This window comes from Pseudonocardia spirodelae (assembly GCF_037727765.1).
Classification (GTDB): domain Bacteria; phylum Actinomycetota; class Actinomycetes; order Mycobacteriales; family Pseudonocardiaceae; genus Pseudonocardia; species Pseudonocardia spirodelae.
On record NZ_JBBJUP010000018.1, the window covers coordinates 1 to 13952 of the forward strand.

Genomic DNA, 13952 nt, shown 5'->3' on the forward strand with positions numbered 1-13952 from the left:
TTGGCACAAAACGCCAAACCGAATAAAGCTCGACACACTGTTGAGTTCTCAAAAGACACCCGCACCGCACTCACCCAAACCCCACACAAGGAGCCAGGATCCCGAAGACGGATCATCTCGACCCACCAAGAAAAGCACACCGACAAAATCGGCGAACCACCCGGGGGTCACTACCAACGGGGCCTGTTGACCGGGCCTCTCAGGGCCCGTTCTGTCCGGCTCTCTCGCTGACAGGGAGAAAGTTACGGCACGGCGTCAGGGCGCGTCAAACCGGGGTCGGAAACACCCGCTGACCTGCGACGATCCGGATTCGAGCCGCACAGAGCCACGGACGAGCCCGACCCTGTCGCGCGACGAGCGGTCGCACTGACGGGCTCTCCTCGGATACTGGTTGACCAGGGGCGATCGCGCAAGAGGAAGCGGACGACGGGCTCCGGAACACGGGCTCCACCTGTCGTTCGTCCCGCCACCGCCTGCGCGCCAACTTTTTTCAAGATTTTTTCCGACCGTCCGTCGTGGCTCTCCCCCACGACGAGCGGTCGGTGCCCGCCGCGCGGGACGCCGGTCGGCACGACGTCGTCCGGTGATCACGATCGTCGTCCGTCAGGAGCCGCTCGTCGTGCCTCGCCGAGACCGGTCCTGCGACGCCGCACCGTGGTTGCGGGATCAGCTGCGCGAGACTCCCGGCGTGCCCTTCGACGGAGACGTCCTCCCCGCCGTGCTGCACCGCCTGCGCGCGGGGCCGGAGCTCACCGCGGCCGCCTGGTGCCGTGCCCCCGGGGCGACGGGGCGGGTGCGCGCCACGGTGGTCGCCGGGCGGGCCGTCGTCGAGGCGGGGGACAGCGGGCCGCTGCCGCTCGCGGCCTCGCCCGGCGCGTTGCCGTTGCGGGCGCGCTCGGTGGACCGTGTCGCCGTACCGCTGCTTCTCCCCCACCTGCACGACATGGACGGCCTGTTCGCCGAGCTGCGCCGCGTGCTGGCGTCGCACGGGCTGGTCTCGGTACTCGTGCCGGCGCCCGGCTCGTTCGGCTGGCGGGGTGGGGCACTGCGGCGGCAGGTGCGCGAGGCGTGGCGGCACCGGTCGGCCGTGGAGCATCCGGAATGGCTGGCGGCCGCGGCCGACTTCGCCGTCCTCGCCGACGACCGGCTCGACTTCGCCCTCGAGCAGGGGGGCACCGCGGCCGAGCGCGTCGCGGAGCTGTGCGCGGCCGGCGTCTACCCACCGGACCTGCCGGCGGAGGCCCGGGCCGGGCTCGCGGAGCACCGGACGGCGACGTCCACGGTGCGGCTGCGCCGCGTCGTCGCGCGGCGGTGAGACTCAGTCGGCGGTGGCGATCTCGGCGACCGCGCCGGCGATGCGCAGGTCCTCGGCGGGAGGCTGCGGGGCGTCGAGCTCGACGACGTCCGCGACGATCGCGGTGATGTTGTCCGGTCCGCCGCCCTCGTTCGCCAGCGCGATGAGGCGGGCGACGACCTCGTCCGGCCCGGTGCCGGAGGCGAGCTCGCGGTGCAGCGCGTCGTCGTCGAGCACGGCCGTGACGCCGTCGGAGCACAGCAGATAGCGGTCCCCCTGCGCGATGTCGACGCGGTCCAGGTCGGGATCCGGGGCGTGGTCGGTGCTCAGTGCCCGCATCAGGACGGAGCGGCGCGGGTGGTGCGCGGCCTCCTCCGCAGTGATCTGGCCCTGGTCCACGAGCTGCTGGACCATCGTGTGGTCGTGGGTCAGCCGGCTCAGGCCGCCGTCGCGCAGCAGGTAGATGCGCGAGTCGCCGATGTGGGCCAGCGCGAGCTGCTCGCCGGTCAGGAGCAGCGACACCACCGTCGTCCCCATCCCGCGCATCTCCGGCTCCTCGCCGGCGCGGCGGGCGAGGCGGTCCGTGGCGTCGTTGAGCGCCTCGGTCATCTCGGCGGCGAGGTCGATGTCGGAGAGGTCCGCCGGCAGGCGTGCCTCCATCTCGGTGAAGACCGACACGGTCGTTGCGCTCGCGATCTCGCCGTGGGCGTGACCGCCCATCCCGTCGGCGACGATCAGCAGTCGGCCGGTCGTCGCCCCGGAGTCCTGGTTCGACGTCCGGCGACGGCCCACATCCGACCCGATCGCGGATCGCAGTCCCAGCACCATGGGGACAGTATGGACGTCACCGTCCGTCAGCGTCGCAGGCGAGGCCCGTTCGGCGCGTGCTTCAACCGGTCGGATGGCACTCCGCCCAGCGCACGGGCCGGATCGGGTGGTGCGCGACGGCGGTGCCGCGGCGCAGATCGCTTGCCCGGGTCGCTACGGTGGGAGCGCATCGGCCTCCGTAGCTCAGACGGATAGAGCAAGAGCCTTCTAATCTCTAGGTCGCAGGTTCGAGTCCTGCCGGGGGCGCACCACCACCGACCGCGGCGCCGCGGACCCCATCGTCCGACGCATCCGCGGACGCACACCCCGCTCCGAGCCGGGTCCGATCCGGTACCCATCCCGCACCGCGAGGATGACGCGCGGCCGTTCTGCGACGATCACGCCGCGACACGTCCGTCCCCGCACACGCGCCCGAGGAGCAGGATGGGACAGCCCACCACCGCCACGTCCGTCGTACCGCCGGGGACGGGGCTGTCCGCCGCGGAGGTCGCCGAGCGGCGCCGGGCCGGCGCGGTCAACGCACCGGTGTCGGGGACCTCGCGCACCTACGCGACGATCCTGCGCACCAACGTCTTCTCCTTCTACAACACGATCCTGTTCGCCATCGGGGTCGTCCTGCTCGCGCTCGGCCGCTACAACGACGCCCTGACCAGCGTCGGGCTCGGGCTGATCAACGCCGTCGTCGGCGCGGTGCAGGAGATCCGGGCCAAGCGCAAGCTCGACCGGCTGCAGCTGCTCGACCGGGCCGACGTCACCGTCGTGCGCGACGGCGGACCGGTCCGGCTCCCGGCCGTCGACGTCGTGCGGGGCGACCTGGTGCACGTCCGGCCGGGCGGGCAGATCGTCGTCGACGGGCCGGTCGTGGCCGGGCGGGTGGAGGCCGACGAGTCCCTGCTGACCGGGGAGTCCGACCCGGTCGTCAAGGAGACCGGCGCGACGCTGCGCTCGGGCAGCCACTGCGTCGCCGGGGAGTGCTGGCAGCGCGCCGACGCCGTCGGGGCCGACGCCTACGCCGGACGGCTCACCCTCGAGGCGCGTCGCGTCACCACCGACACCACCCCGCTGCAGCGCCAGATCGACTTCGTGGTCCGGCTGACGATGGCGCTGGTCGTGCTGATGAGCGGGGCGATCCTGGCGCAGGCGCTGCTGGAGGGCTTCTCGCTGCTGCGGGTCGTCCAGATCACCGCCGTGCTGTCCGGGCTCGTGCCCTACGGCCTGTTCTTCCTCATCGCCGTCGCCTACACCCGCGGCGCGGCGCGCATCGCCCGCCGGGGCGCGCTCGTGCAGCAGGTCAACGCGGTGGAGTCGGTGACCCACGTCGACGTCGTCTGCACCGACAAGACCGGCACGCTCACCACCGGGCGGCTGACGCTGAAGGAGACGGAGACGCTGGCCGGTGGCGCGGGCGTCGACGTCGCGCAGGTCCTCGCCGGGTACGCGGCCTCAGTCACCGACCCCAACCTCACCTCCGCCGCACTCGCCGACGCCCTGCCCGGCGACGCCTGGGACGTGCGCGACGAGGTGCCCTTCACCTCCTCCCTGCGCTGGTCGGGGCTGGTCACCGGCCACGGCGCCTGGGTGCTCGGCGCGCCCGACGCGCTGGCGGGGGCGCTGCGGACCCCGCTGCCCGCCGACGCCGTCGCGGCCCGGGCCGCATCGGGCCTGCGGGTCCTGCTGCTCGCCCGCCCCGTGGACCCCGCCGACGGCCTGCGCGACACGGGCGGGCGTCCGTCGCTGCCTGCGCTCGAGCCGGTCGCGCTCGTCGTCCTGGCCGACGAGCTGCGCCCCGAGGTCACCGACGCCGTCGCCCGCTTCCGCGCCGCCGGCGTCACGATCAAGGTCCTGTCCGGGGACGACCCGCGCACCGTGGCCGCGCTCGCCACGCAGGCCGGGCTCGACGCCGGCGAACCGGTCGCGGGCCCCGACCTCGACGACCTCGACGACGACGCCCTGGACCGCCTGGTCGCGCGCACCACCGTCTTCGGGCGGGTCGCCCCCGAGCAGAAGGAACGGATCGTGGCCGCGCTGCGCCGCGCCGGCCGCCACGTCGCGATGCTGGGCGACGGCGTCAACGACGCCCGCGCGCTCAAAGGGGCGCACGTCGGCATCGCCATGCGCAGCGGCAGCGCGGTGACCCGCGACGTCGCCGACATCGTGCTCGTCGACGACTCCTTCGCCGCCCTGCTGCCCGCCCGCGACGAGGGCCGCCGCATCATCGACGGCCTCGCGACCTCGATGTACGTCTTCCTCGCCCGGGTCGCGACGCAGGGTCTGGTCATCCTGGCCGTCACCCTGCTCGGGCTCGGCTTCCCCTACTCCCCCACGCAGGTCGGGCTGACCCTGCTGACCGTCGGGATCCCGACCTTCTTCCTGACGATGTGGGCGCGCCCGCTGCCGCCGAACGCGAACCTGCTCGGCGACCTGGGGCGGTTCGTGGTGCCCGCCGCGGTCGTGACGGCCGGGGTCGGCACGGCCGTCTACACCCTGCTCTACGAGAACATCCTGCGCGGCTTCAGCAGCGGCCGGACGCCCGCCGAGATCGTCGACGAGTTCCAGTCCTACACCGGGCTCGTCTACGGCCGCGACGCCGACTTCGCCGACGCCGCCGCCACCATCGGGGCGCAGACCGGGCTGTCGACGTTCGTGTCGCTGTCCTCGTTCGTGCTGATCCTGCTGCTCATGCCGCCGCACCGGGTGTTCGCGTCGTGGACCCCGGTGATCGCCGACCGGCGCCCCGCGTGGCTGGTCCTCGCGCTGACCGCCGCGTTCGCCGCGGTCGTGTCCACCCCGGCGCTGTCGACCTACTTCGGGCTCACCGGCGCCGCGTGGCCGGTGTACGCGGTCGTGCTGCCCGCGGTCCTCGGCTGGTTCGCGCTGCTGTCGCTGGCGTACCGGTCGCGGGTGCTCGACCGGATCCTGCGGGTCGGGGACCTGCCGGTGCCGCGGGGCTGATCGCCGTCCGGGCCGCGGTCCCCACCGGGCGACGGCCGCGTGCGGGTCGTCGCACACCTCCGTCCCGGCCGGGCGGGTCGCCGCAGCGCCTGCGACGCTCGGTACGACCGTCCGTCCGCACGTCCGAAGGGGTTCCTCAGCGTCATGGCCGTCGACACCCCCGCCGGCACCGGCACCGCGGCGGCCCTGCTCGACGCGGGGACCGCCCCCGGCTCGGCGCTGCTGCTGCGGGCGCTGCTGGAGGCGGCGCGGCTGCGCTACGTGGGCCGGCCGACGACCCTGCGCTCGCGCGGGTCGCAGGTCAGCCTGGTGCCGACGGCGGTCACGTCGTCGGGGCTGGGCGCCCGGGCGCTGGTCACCGGGCGGTTCGACACCGTCACCGTGGCCGCGCGCGACGTCGAGCGGCCCGGGCTGCGGCTGCGCACCCTCACGGTGACCGCCACCGACGTGCGGCTGCGCCCCGCGCCGTTCCCGGAGCTGGTGTCCGGGCCCGTCCTGGTGGCGGCCGAGCTCGACCCGGCCTGGGTCGCCGACCGGCTGCACGAGCACCTCGCCCAGCTCGTCGTCGGCATCGACGACGACGGCGTCGCACGCGCCCGGCTGCGGCGCCGTCCGGGGCTGGGTGCCGCCGACCTCGCCGTGTCGGTCGACGGGCACACCCTGTCCTGGAAGGTCACCGGCCTGACCGTCGCGGGTCGCCGGATGGGCCCGCCGCGCTCGCCGGACGCCCGGCGCTCCGTGCGGTCGATGGTGGACCGCAGCCCGCTGGCCGCGGTCCGCTCCGGGCGGGTCGAGCTGCCCGGCCTGCCGCGGGCGTTCCGGCTCGAGGCGCTCGACCTCCACCCCGGCCGCGTCGTGGTGCGCGGACGGCTCGACAGCTGGCGCCGCGCGGTCCCGCCCGCCCGGATCGACGACGTGCTGCGCGGCGCGCTGTCGCTGCTGGACCTGGGCCGCTGAGGGGCCGACCGGTCAGGAGCGGCGGAGGCGTCGCGCGACCGACCGCAGCCGGGAGCCGGCCGGGCGTGCCGGGAGCCGCCCGGCGACGGCGTCGTCGAGCAGCGAGCCGACCGTCTCCGCGGCGCAGGTGCGGTTGGTGCCGATGCCGCCGGAGGGACCGCGCTTGATCCAGCCGACGACGTAGTGCCCCGGCCGGTCCTCGACACGGCCCGCGTCGTGCGGGACGACGCCGCGCTCGTCGTCGAAGGGCAGGCCCGGGACCGGGCGCCCGCGGTGCCCGACGGCCCGCACGACCAGCCCGGCGGCGATGTCGGTCCCCTCCGCGGTGCGCACGCCCTGCGCGCGGACCGAGCCCTCCACGCGCTCGGGCGTGGAGTGGAAGCGGAACACCACGCGCGGGCGCGGCGCCGGCACCGACCAGTCGACCTTCTCGCGGCGGGCGCCGGACAGCAGCGCGTGCGAGTCGGAGACGGGAGGGCCGTCGAGGGACTCGCCGATGCGCGGGTCGTGCTCGTCGACGACCACCTCGACGCCGTCGCGGCCCAGCAGCTCGCGCAGCTCGGGGGCGGTCGCGGCGACCGCCTCGGGACCGCGCCGGGCCAGCAGCACGACCTCGGTGACCGCGCCGTCGCGCAGGGCGGCGCGGGCGGCCGGGTCGATCGGGGTGCCGGCGAGGTCGGCGGCGGGCGCGGTGAGCACCCGGGCGACGTCGATCGCCACGTTCCCGGTGCCGATCACGACGACCCGGCCGACGGATGTGTCGACGGCGTCGCGCGCGACGTCGGGGTGGCCGTTGTACCAGCCCACGACGGTGTCGGCGGCGATGCTGCCGGGCAGCCCCTCCCCCGGCAGGCCGAGGTCGCGGGGCGCGGGCGCGCCGACCGCCCAGATCACGGCGTCGTGGCGGCGGGCGAGCTCCTCGGTGGAGACGTCGCGACCGATCTCGGTCCCGAGCCGCATCCGCACCCGCGGGTGGGTGTGGAAGCGCGCGAAGGACTCCCCGATCCGCTTCGTGGACGGGTGGTCCGGCGCGACGCCGAACCGCACGAGGCCGCCCGCGACGTCGAGCCGGTCGTAGAGCGTCACCGTCGAGGACGTGTGCAGCAGCAGGTCCTGGGCCGCGTACATGCCGGCCGGGCCGGTGCCGACGACGGCGACGTCGAGGCCCGCCATGTCCGCGGGCAGCGACCGCGTGAACTGCAGCGGGTACCACTCGTGGAACAGCGGCGAGTCGCCCTGCAGCGTGCCCGCGACGGGCTTGCCGTCGTAGTAGCGGGAGTTGACCTCGGCGTACCCGGCCAGCGACGCGCTCAGCTTCTCCACCGGGAAGATCGCGTCCACCGGGCACGCGTCCGCGCAGGCCCCGCAGTCGATGCACGCCCGCGGGTCGATGTAGAGCATGTCGGTCGTGGCGAAGTCCGCCTCGTCCGGCGTGGGGTGGATGCAGTTGACCGGGCAGGCCGCGACGCACGACGCGTCGGTGCAGCAGGTCTGGGTGATCGCGAAGGGCACGGCCGGCTCCGGGTCAGCTCAGGGGTCAGATCAGGTTCGCGCGACGGTAGAAGTACAGCGCGGGCTTCGTCAGCAGGCCGCACGAGGACAGGAACTCCATCAGCCCGGCGCACGAGCTGCGCAGCAGCGCCTTGTGGTGCTCGTTGCCCTTCGCCTCGCGCAGGGCGCGCTCGCGGTCGAGGCCGGCGTTGGCGTACAGGTCCTCGTTCCACATGGCGGTGACGATCTCGTACGCGGCCATGGCGACGAACAACGCCTGGACCTGGCGGCGGACCTTGCCGGCGCCCTGCAGCCGCTCGCGGGTCTCCTCGCGGGCGAACTTCATGTGCCGCGACTCCTCGACCACGTGGATGTTGTTGATCGTCCGCACGAACGGGACGACGCGCTCGTCGCGCATCCAGTCCCGCTGCATGACGTCGAGGACCTCCTCGGCGACCAGGATCGAGGCGTAGGCGGCCTCACCGGAGTAGACGGCCGCGCAGACCCGGCCGAGCGCGACGACGCGCTTCTTCGGGATGTAGGCCGGCGCGCCCAGCTTGGCCGAACCACGGGCGAACATGATCGAGTGCCGGCACTCGTCGGCGATCTCGGTCAGCGCCCACTGGAACGCCGGGTCGGTCGGGTCCTTGGCGTAGAAGTCACGCAGGACCAGCTGCTGCAGGATCATCTCGAACCAGATGCCGGTCGAGGCGACCGACGCCGACTCGTGGCGGGTCAGCTCCTTGCGCTGCTCCTCGGTCATCTCCTCCCAGTAGCGGGTGCCGTAGAGGCTGCTCCACTCCGGGCTCATGCCGTGGTAGTCGCGGTCCAGCGGCGTCTCCCAGTCGACCTGGGTGGTCGGGTCGAACGAGAGCTCCGCGGACGAGCGCAGCAGGCGCTCGGCGGTGTCGTGCCGGTCGTTTCCGGTCTCGGGAACGGTGGCGGTCATGTCGACTCCTCGAAGACAACGACGTCAGGTGCTGTAACCGCCGGTAACGTTACCACCGGTTACACGTGGCGCAAGTCCTGCCCGGCAGCCCGCCACCCGACCGGGTTATCGTTGCGATGCGCAACTACCTGGGAGGTCGGCACGTGACACCGGAACGGGACGGGCCCGCCGTCGTCGGCACCGTGCGGGGGCGCTCCGGCACCCCGCTCGCGGGCGCGACGGTCACGGTCACCGACCTCGACGGACGCCAGCACGGCCGCACGGTCAGCGGCGGGGACGGCACCTACGCCGTCGGCCTGCCCACCGGCGGCACGTACCTGGTGGTGACCCGCACCGAGGGCGCGGGCCCGGACGCGGGCCTGGTCGCGGTGGGCTCGGCGCCCGCCCGGCACGACGTGGCCGTCGCCGCCGGTGGCGTGGTCCGCGGGACCCTCGCCGACGCCGGCGGGCGCCCGGTCGCGGGCGCGGTCACGCTGATCGACACCGCGGGCGAGGTCGTCGCGCACGCGCCGACCGACGCGGCGGGCCGCTTCCTGGCCGAGACCCCCGGCACCGGCCCGCACACCCTGACCGCGACCGCCCCGGGCCACGGCCCGCTGGCCCGCACCGTCACCGCCGACCCCGCCGCCCCGCCGGTGGAGCTGCGCTTCCCCGCGCTGGCCGGGGTCACCGGTGTCGCCCGCAGCGGCGACGGCCTGCCGGTCGCCGGGGCGCGGATCGTGCTGGGCGACGGCGACGGCCGGACCGTCGCCGAGACCGTGACCGGCCCGGACGGGCGCTACGAGCTGCACGGGCTGCCGCCCGGGCGGCACGAGCTGACCGCGAGCGGGCACGCGCCGGTCGTCGTCGCGGTGCAGGTCGCCCGCGGCACCACCACCCCGGTCGAGGTGCGCTTCGGCGCCCCGGACCCGGCCGGCGCCCCGAGCAGGACGGAGCAGGGACGTGGCTGAGCTCCACGGGCGGTTGAGCACCCCCGACGGATGGCCGGTGATCGGTGCGACGGTCACCGTGATGGACGCCGCGGGCGTCCAGCGGGGCCGGGCGACCAGCCGGGCCGACGGCGGGTTCGCGGTGCCGGAGCTGGCGGCCGGGCCGCACACGGTCGTCGTCGCGGCGGCCGGCCACGAGCCCTCGGCGCGGGCGGTGGCCCTGGGCGCCGACGCCACCGACCTCGGCCGGGTCGAGCTCGCGCGGGCCGGCGGCGCGGTGCTGCCGACCCCGGGCGTGTGGCGGATCGACCCGCAGCACTCCAGCATCCGGGCGACCGCGCTGCACCTGGGCATGAGCCGCATCCACGGGCGGCTGCGCCGCTTCTCCGGCGAGCTGCACGTGGCGGACCCGTTCGAGGCGAGCTCGGTGAGCGTGTCGATCGATGCCGGGTCGGTGGACTCCGACGACACCGACCGCGACGCGCACCTGCGCACCGCGGACTTCCTCGATATCGACACCCACCCGGCGATCGGCTACGAGGGCCACGGCCTGACCCGGGTCGACGCCACCCGGTGGACCGTGCACGGGATGCTGTCGCTCAAGGGCGTCAAGGCCCCGGTCGACCTGCACGCCACCTACGGCGGCACCGGGCCCGACCTGTGGGGCGGCACCCGCGCCGCGTTCACCGCCACCACCGACGTCTCGCGCGACGAGTTCGCGATCGACTGGAACCAGTCGGTGCTGGCCGGGGTCCTCGCCGTGGGCCGGACGCTGCGGATCGACCTCGACGTCCAGGCCGTGCTGCAGGAGAGCTGAGCGGGCACGGCCGCCCCGCCCGGACACGGTCCGGACGGGGCGGCCGGCCCGTCCTGGGCCGCCCTGTGCGCAGCCACCCGGGACGGGACTCAGGTCAGACCGTCGAGCACCCCGAACGCGGGGGCGGTCAGGTCGACCGGCTTCAGCAGGTCCTCGGGCAGCGGCGCGGCCGGGGCGCCCGCCAGCAGCCACACCGGGGTGGCCCCGTCGCGGCCCGCGGCGACGGACCCGTCGGGGTCGGCCGAGTCGCTCCGCGTCGCCTCGCCGTCGTAGTGCCAGACGGTGCCGTCGTAGCGGGCGTCGCGGTGACTCTCGCGGTGGTGGTCCTCGTCGGCGTGCGCGAGCCCGCCGGTCAGCCCGGCCAGCGCGCCGGCGCCGGCCACGGCCACCGCCGTGCGCACGAAGGTGCGTGCGGTCATGTCGTACCTCTCTGTGGGGTGGGGAGCGTCCGGCCGGCTCAGCAGAGCGAGTCGGCAGGCTTGGGGTTGGTCAGGCCGAACAGCGGCCGCAGCCGCAGGCCCGCCCAGGTGCCGCCGAGCGCGACGACGGCCCAGATCCAGCCGTGCAGGCTGAACGAGGCGATGCCGGAGAAGTAGGCGCCGATGTTGCAGCCGCCCGCGAGGCGCGCGCCGTAGCCCATCGCGATCCCGCCCAGTACCGCGCCGAGCGCCAGCCGCCAGGGGATCCGCCGGTGCAGCACGAACGCGCCACCGACCGCGGAGGCGACGAGCGCGCCGATCATGATGCCGACGTCGAGGTTGGAGATCCGGTCCGCCAGCACGGGGGCGGCGAGCGCCTTCGCGTTCGCCGGGACCTGCCAGTACGCCAGGCCCGCCATGTCGAACCCGGCCGACTGCAGCACCTTCGAGCCCCACAGCGCGAACGCGCTCGTCACGCCCCACGGCGCGGCCGAGACGAACAGGACCGCGGCGTTCAGCACGGCGAGCACGATCGCCCCGACCCACATCGGCCACGAGCCGCGCAGGACCCGGGCGGCGCCGCGGGCCGACGGCGGCCGCTCCACCGGCGGCGGGGTACGGCGGCGGGCGACCACCCAGGTCAGCACGGTGATGCCCGCGGTCACCAGCAGCGTCACGGCGACCGCACCCGGGTAGCCGAGCACCTGCGCCAGGTTCACGCTCGGGCCCTGCGGGACGGTCTGCGTCCAGAAGGTGTGGGTGAACACCGCGAACATCGACCCGGCGACGAAGCCGAACAGCGTCAGCACGATCGCCGACTGCCCGCTGCCGACGGCGAACAGCGTCCCCGACGCGCACGAGCCGCCGACCTGCATGCCCAGCCCGAACAGGAACGCGCCGACGACGAGGCCGATGCCGATCGGGTTCGTGAAGCCCTTCGGCTCTCCCGCGAGCGCGAACCCGGAGGACAGGATCACCGCGAACAGCACCGACGCGGTCGCCAACATGACCATGTGGGCCCGGATCGCCGCGCCCTGCCCGACGGCGACGAGCTGGCGCCAGCCCGAGGTGAAGCCGAACCGGGAGTGGAACAGGGTGAAGCCGAGCGCGAGGCCCAGCGCCGCGGTGCCCACCATCGTCGCGGGCGCGACCGCACCCACCCCGGCCAGGAACAGCACCGCCAGCACCAGGCCGACGGCGACGACCCGCCACTGCGGCGGGGCCGCGGCCCGGTCCTGGGGCCCGAAGGCGGTGCGCCCGGAACCGGGCAGCTCGCGCAGCGCGCGGGCCAGGGTTCCCGGCGTCCGGCCGGGCGGGTCCGTCGTGATCGACACGGGGGTCTCCTCGTGGGTCAGGGGGTCGGGCCGGCGGGGTCGCCGGTGTCCAGTGCGGAGCCGATGCGCACGACCGCGCCGCCCGGGAACCAGGCGGCCCGGTTCGGCGCGCCGTGGTGGTCCCCGGGGTCCGCGGTCATGGGAACACTCACCGGTGCCGCCCCGTACAGCGACGGGGCCGGGTCGGCGTAGGTCTCTCCGGACGTCGCGGCCCAGGCGCGCAGCCCCGACAGCGACGGGGCGGAGCCCGGTGCGACGGCGGCGAGTGTCCGGACGTAGCGCTGCGGGACCTGTTCCTGCGGGCCGAAGTCCAGCGGGAGCAGGGTGCCCGGGCTCTGATCGAGCACGCCACCGGTCAGCAGCCACGGCGCGAGGTAGGTGCCGCCGAGCGCGGTCGGCGTGGTCTGCGCCGCGCGGGCGGTGTCACGGACCGTCGTCGCGGCGTGCTGCCAGCCGGACACGACGACCAGGGCGTCGTCCGGGCCGGCGGCCGGGCGCACCGGCAGGCCGGCGGCCCCGGCCGCGGCGCGGACCACGTCGGCGGCCGCGCGGGAGCGGGGCGACACGTCACCGGCGATCGCCAGCCCCGGTGCGCCCCGGGAGGCGAGCGCGCGGACGGTGCCGCGCAGCCCCCGGACGTCGGCCGGGTCGAGCGACTCCGACGGGCACGGTCCGAGCGCGGGGTCGCCCCCGGCCAGGATCCGCCCGACGGCGGCGGACAGGCACTCCGGCCCGTCGGCGCCGGTCGCACCGGCGGGGGCGCCCCGGTCGGTGCCGACGTCGACCGGCACCGCGCGGGCCAGTCCCCCGGCGGTGACGGTGATCGAGGTGGTGCCCTCGGGCAGGTCGACCAGCGCCCAGCCGCCGGGGGCGCCGGAGCGGGCCGTGAACGGCACGTCGCGGTCGGCGGTGCGCACGGCGTAGCCGGCGGGGGCACCGGGGTCACCGTGCCCGGCGGGCATCGTGGCGTCCGGCCCGGTGACGGTGACACCCGCGCCGGTGAGCTGCACGAGGTTGAGGCCGGGCCGCATCGGGGCGACGGCCAGGGTGAGCGGTCCGGTGCCGAGATCGACCGCGCGCAGCAGCGCCTGGCCGGGGACGGCCGCCGGGGCCGGGGCCGGGAGCGCGGCGAGCAGTGTGGCGGCGCCGACGGCGGTGATCGCGGCGAGCACGGCCGGGGTGCGGACCCGGTCGCGCACCTCGTCCGCACGGACCCGGTTGCCGGCGCGGCGACCCAGAACGCTCTCGGCGAGCAGCAGGGCCGCGACCGCGGCCGGGGCCACGACCGTCACCAGCGCGGCGCGGCCGAAGCCGGTGCCGTGCACGTCGGTGAGTGTGAAGGGCCCGGCCGCGGCGAGCCGCACCGCGGCGAGCACGGCCCCGACCGTGCCCGCCGCGATGCCGAGCACGCGCACCCGGGCGGGCCGCGTGTCGTCGTCGGTGCGGGTGGTGACCAGGTGCACCGCCGCACCGGCGGCCAGGGAACCGGCGACGGCGTAGCCCGCGTCGAGCGCGAACCACGGTGCGACGCCGGGGGTACCGGCGAGCTGGAGGACCAGCAGCGCCGTCACGGCGAGCGCGGGGAGCACGGCGAGGACCGGGCGGGGCCCGGGGAGCAACGCCGGTACCGCGACCGTGACCGCGAGGAGGAACAGCGTCCAGGCGTTCGGCCCGGCGCCGGACCGGGTGACCGCGGCAACCGCGGCGGAGACGGCGACGAGCGCCGCGACTCCCGCGACGACCCGCTCGGCGCGTCCGGGCGCACCGGCCAGGACACGGACCAGACCGGTCCCGGCCACCACGGCGAGCGCGGTCAGCAGGACGAGCCGCAGAGCCGTGTCCGCGAACGGCACGCCGTCCTGGGGGCCTCGGGCGAGGACCGCCGGGGCGGCCCCCGCCACTGCACGCAGCAGGGCGGGGGCGTCCCCGGCCGGGCCGGCGGGCAGGAGCCCGCCGGCCGGCACGAGTGTCGTGAACGACAT

Annotated in this window: 11 protein-coding genes and 1 tRNA gene; 6 read left to right on the top strand and 6 right to left on the bottom strand. The window is 75.6% G+C overall.

Annotation, left to right across the window (positions count from 1 at the left end; translation table 11 throughout):
- The first annotated feature begins 688 nt into the window (after positions 1 to 688).
- On the top strand, positions 689 to 1315 hold the full coding sequence (locus WJX68_RS19935; RefSeq protein ID WP_340293236.1) for a methyltransferase domain-containing protein: 627 nt from the start codon (positions 689 to 691) through the stop codon (positions 1313 to 1315).
- Between the two features lie 3 nt (positions 1316 to 1318).
- On the opposite strand, the gene WJX68_RS19940 is transcribed toward WJX68_RS19935, so the two are convergent.
- Positions 1319 to 2122 carry a PP2C family protein-serine/threonine phosphatase gene (locus WJX68_RS19940; RefSeq protein WP_340293238.1) on the bottom strand — a complete coding sequence of 268 codons (804 nt, stop codon included), beginning with the start codon at positions 2120 to 2122 and terminating at the stop codon, positions 1319 to 1321.
- 172 nt (positions 2123 to 2294) lie between these two features.
- Between WJX68_RS19940 and WJX68_RS19945 the strand changes: the two genes are divergently transcribed.
- From WJX68_RS19945 to WJX68_RS19955, 3 genes are all read left to right on the top strand, one after another.
- Positions 2295 to 2368 (top strand) — tRNA-Arg (locus tag WJX68_RS19945).
- A 177-nt stretch (positions 2369 to 2545) separates the two neighbouring features.
- Complete coding sequence (locus WJX68_RS19950) at positions 2546 to 5074, top strand: HAD-IC family P-type ATPase (protein ID WP_340293240.1); 2529 nt, start codon at positions 2546 to 2548, stop codon at positions 5072 to 5074.
- 144 nt (positions 5075 to 5218) lie between these two features.
- Complete coding sequence (locus WJX68_RS19955; RefSeq protein ID WP_340293242.1) at positions 5219 to 6031, top strand: LmeA family phospholipid-binding protein; 813 nt, start codon at positions 5219 to 5221, stop codon at positions 6029 to 6031.
- A 12-nt stretch (positions 6032 to 6043) separates the two neighbouring features.
- Here the strand turns inward: WJX68_RS19955 and WJX68_RS19960 are convergent, their stop codons facing one another.
- Complete coding sequence (locus tag WJX68_RS19960) at positions 6044 to 7543, bottom strand: FAD-dependent oxidoreductase (RefSeq protein ID WP_340293244.1); 1500 nt, start codon at positions 7541 to 7543, stop codon at positions 6044 to 6046.
- Between the two features lie 25 nt (positions 7544 to 7568).
- Positions 7569 to 8471, bottom strand: a complete 903-nt coding sequence (locus WJX68_RS19965; protein WP_340293246.1) for an AurF N-oxygenase family protein — start codon at positions 8469 to 8471, stop codon at positions 7569 to 7571.
- A 143-nt stretch (positions 8472 to 8614) separates the two neighbouring features.
- Between WJX68_RS19965 and WJX68_RS19970 the strand changes: the two genes are divergently transcribed.
- Together WJX68_RS19970 and WJX68_RS19975 are read left to right on the top strand one after the other, a co-directional pair.
- Positions 8615 to 9421 (top strand): MSCRAMM family protein, encoded by an 807-nt coding sequence (locus WJX68_RS19970; RefSeq protein WP_340293248.1) that lies wholly within the window; start codon positions 8615 to 8617, stop codon positions 9419 to 9421.
- Complete coding sequence (locus tag WJX68_RS19975) at positions 9414 to 10217, top strand: YceI family protein (protein ID WP_340293250.1); 804 nt, start codon at positions 9414 to 9416, stop codon at positions 10215 to 10217. The genes WJX68_RS19970 and WJX68_RS19975 overlap by 8 nt, the downstream gene beginning before the upstream one ends.
- Positions 10218 to 10306: 89 nt before the next feature.
- Here WJX68_RS19975 and WJX68_RS19980 read toward each other — a convergent pair whose 3' ends face one another.
- From WJX68_RS19980 to WJX68_RS19990, 3 genes are read right to left on the bottom strand one after another with little or no spacing between them, the layout of a single operon-like run.
- On the bottom strand, positions 10307 to 10636 hold the full coding sequence (locus tag WJX68_RS19980) for a hypothetical protein (RefSeq protein WP_340293252.1): 330 nt from the start codon (positions 10634 to 10636) through the stop codon (positions 10307 to 10309).
- A 38-nt stretch (positions 10637 to 10674) separates the two neighbouring features.
- A complete protein-coding gene (locus WJX68_RS19985) occupies positions 10675 to 11970 on the bottom strand; it encodes a YeeE/YedE family protein (protein ID WP_340293254.1) in 1296 nt (431 codons plus the stop codon).
- 17 nt (positions 11971 to 11987) lie between these two features.
- A complete protein-coding gene (locus WJX68_RS19990) occupies positions 11988 to 13952 on the bottom strand; it encodes a hypothetical protein (RefSeq protein ID WP_340293256.1) in 1965 nt (654 codons plus the stop codon).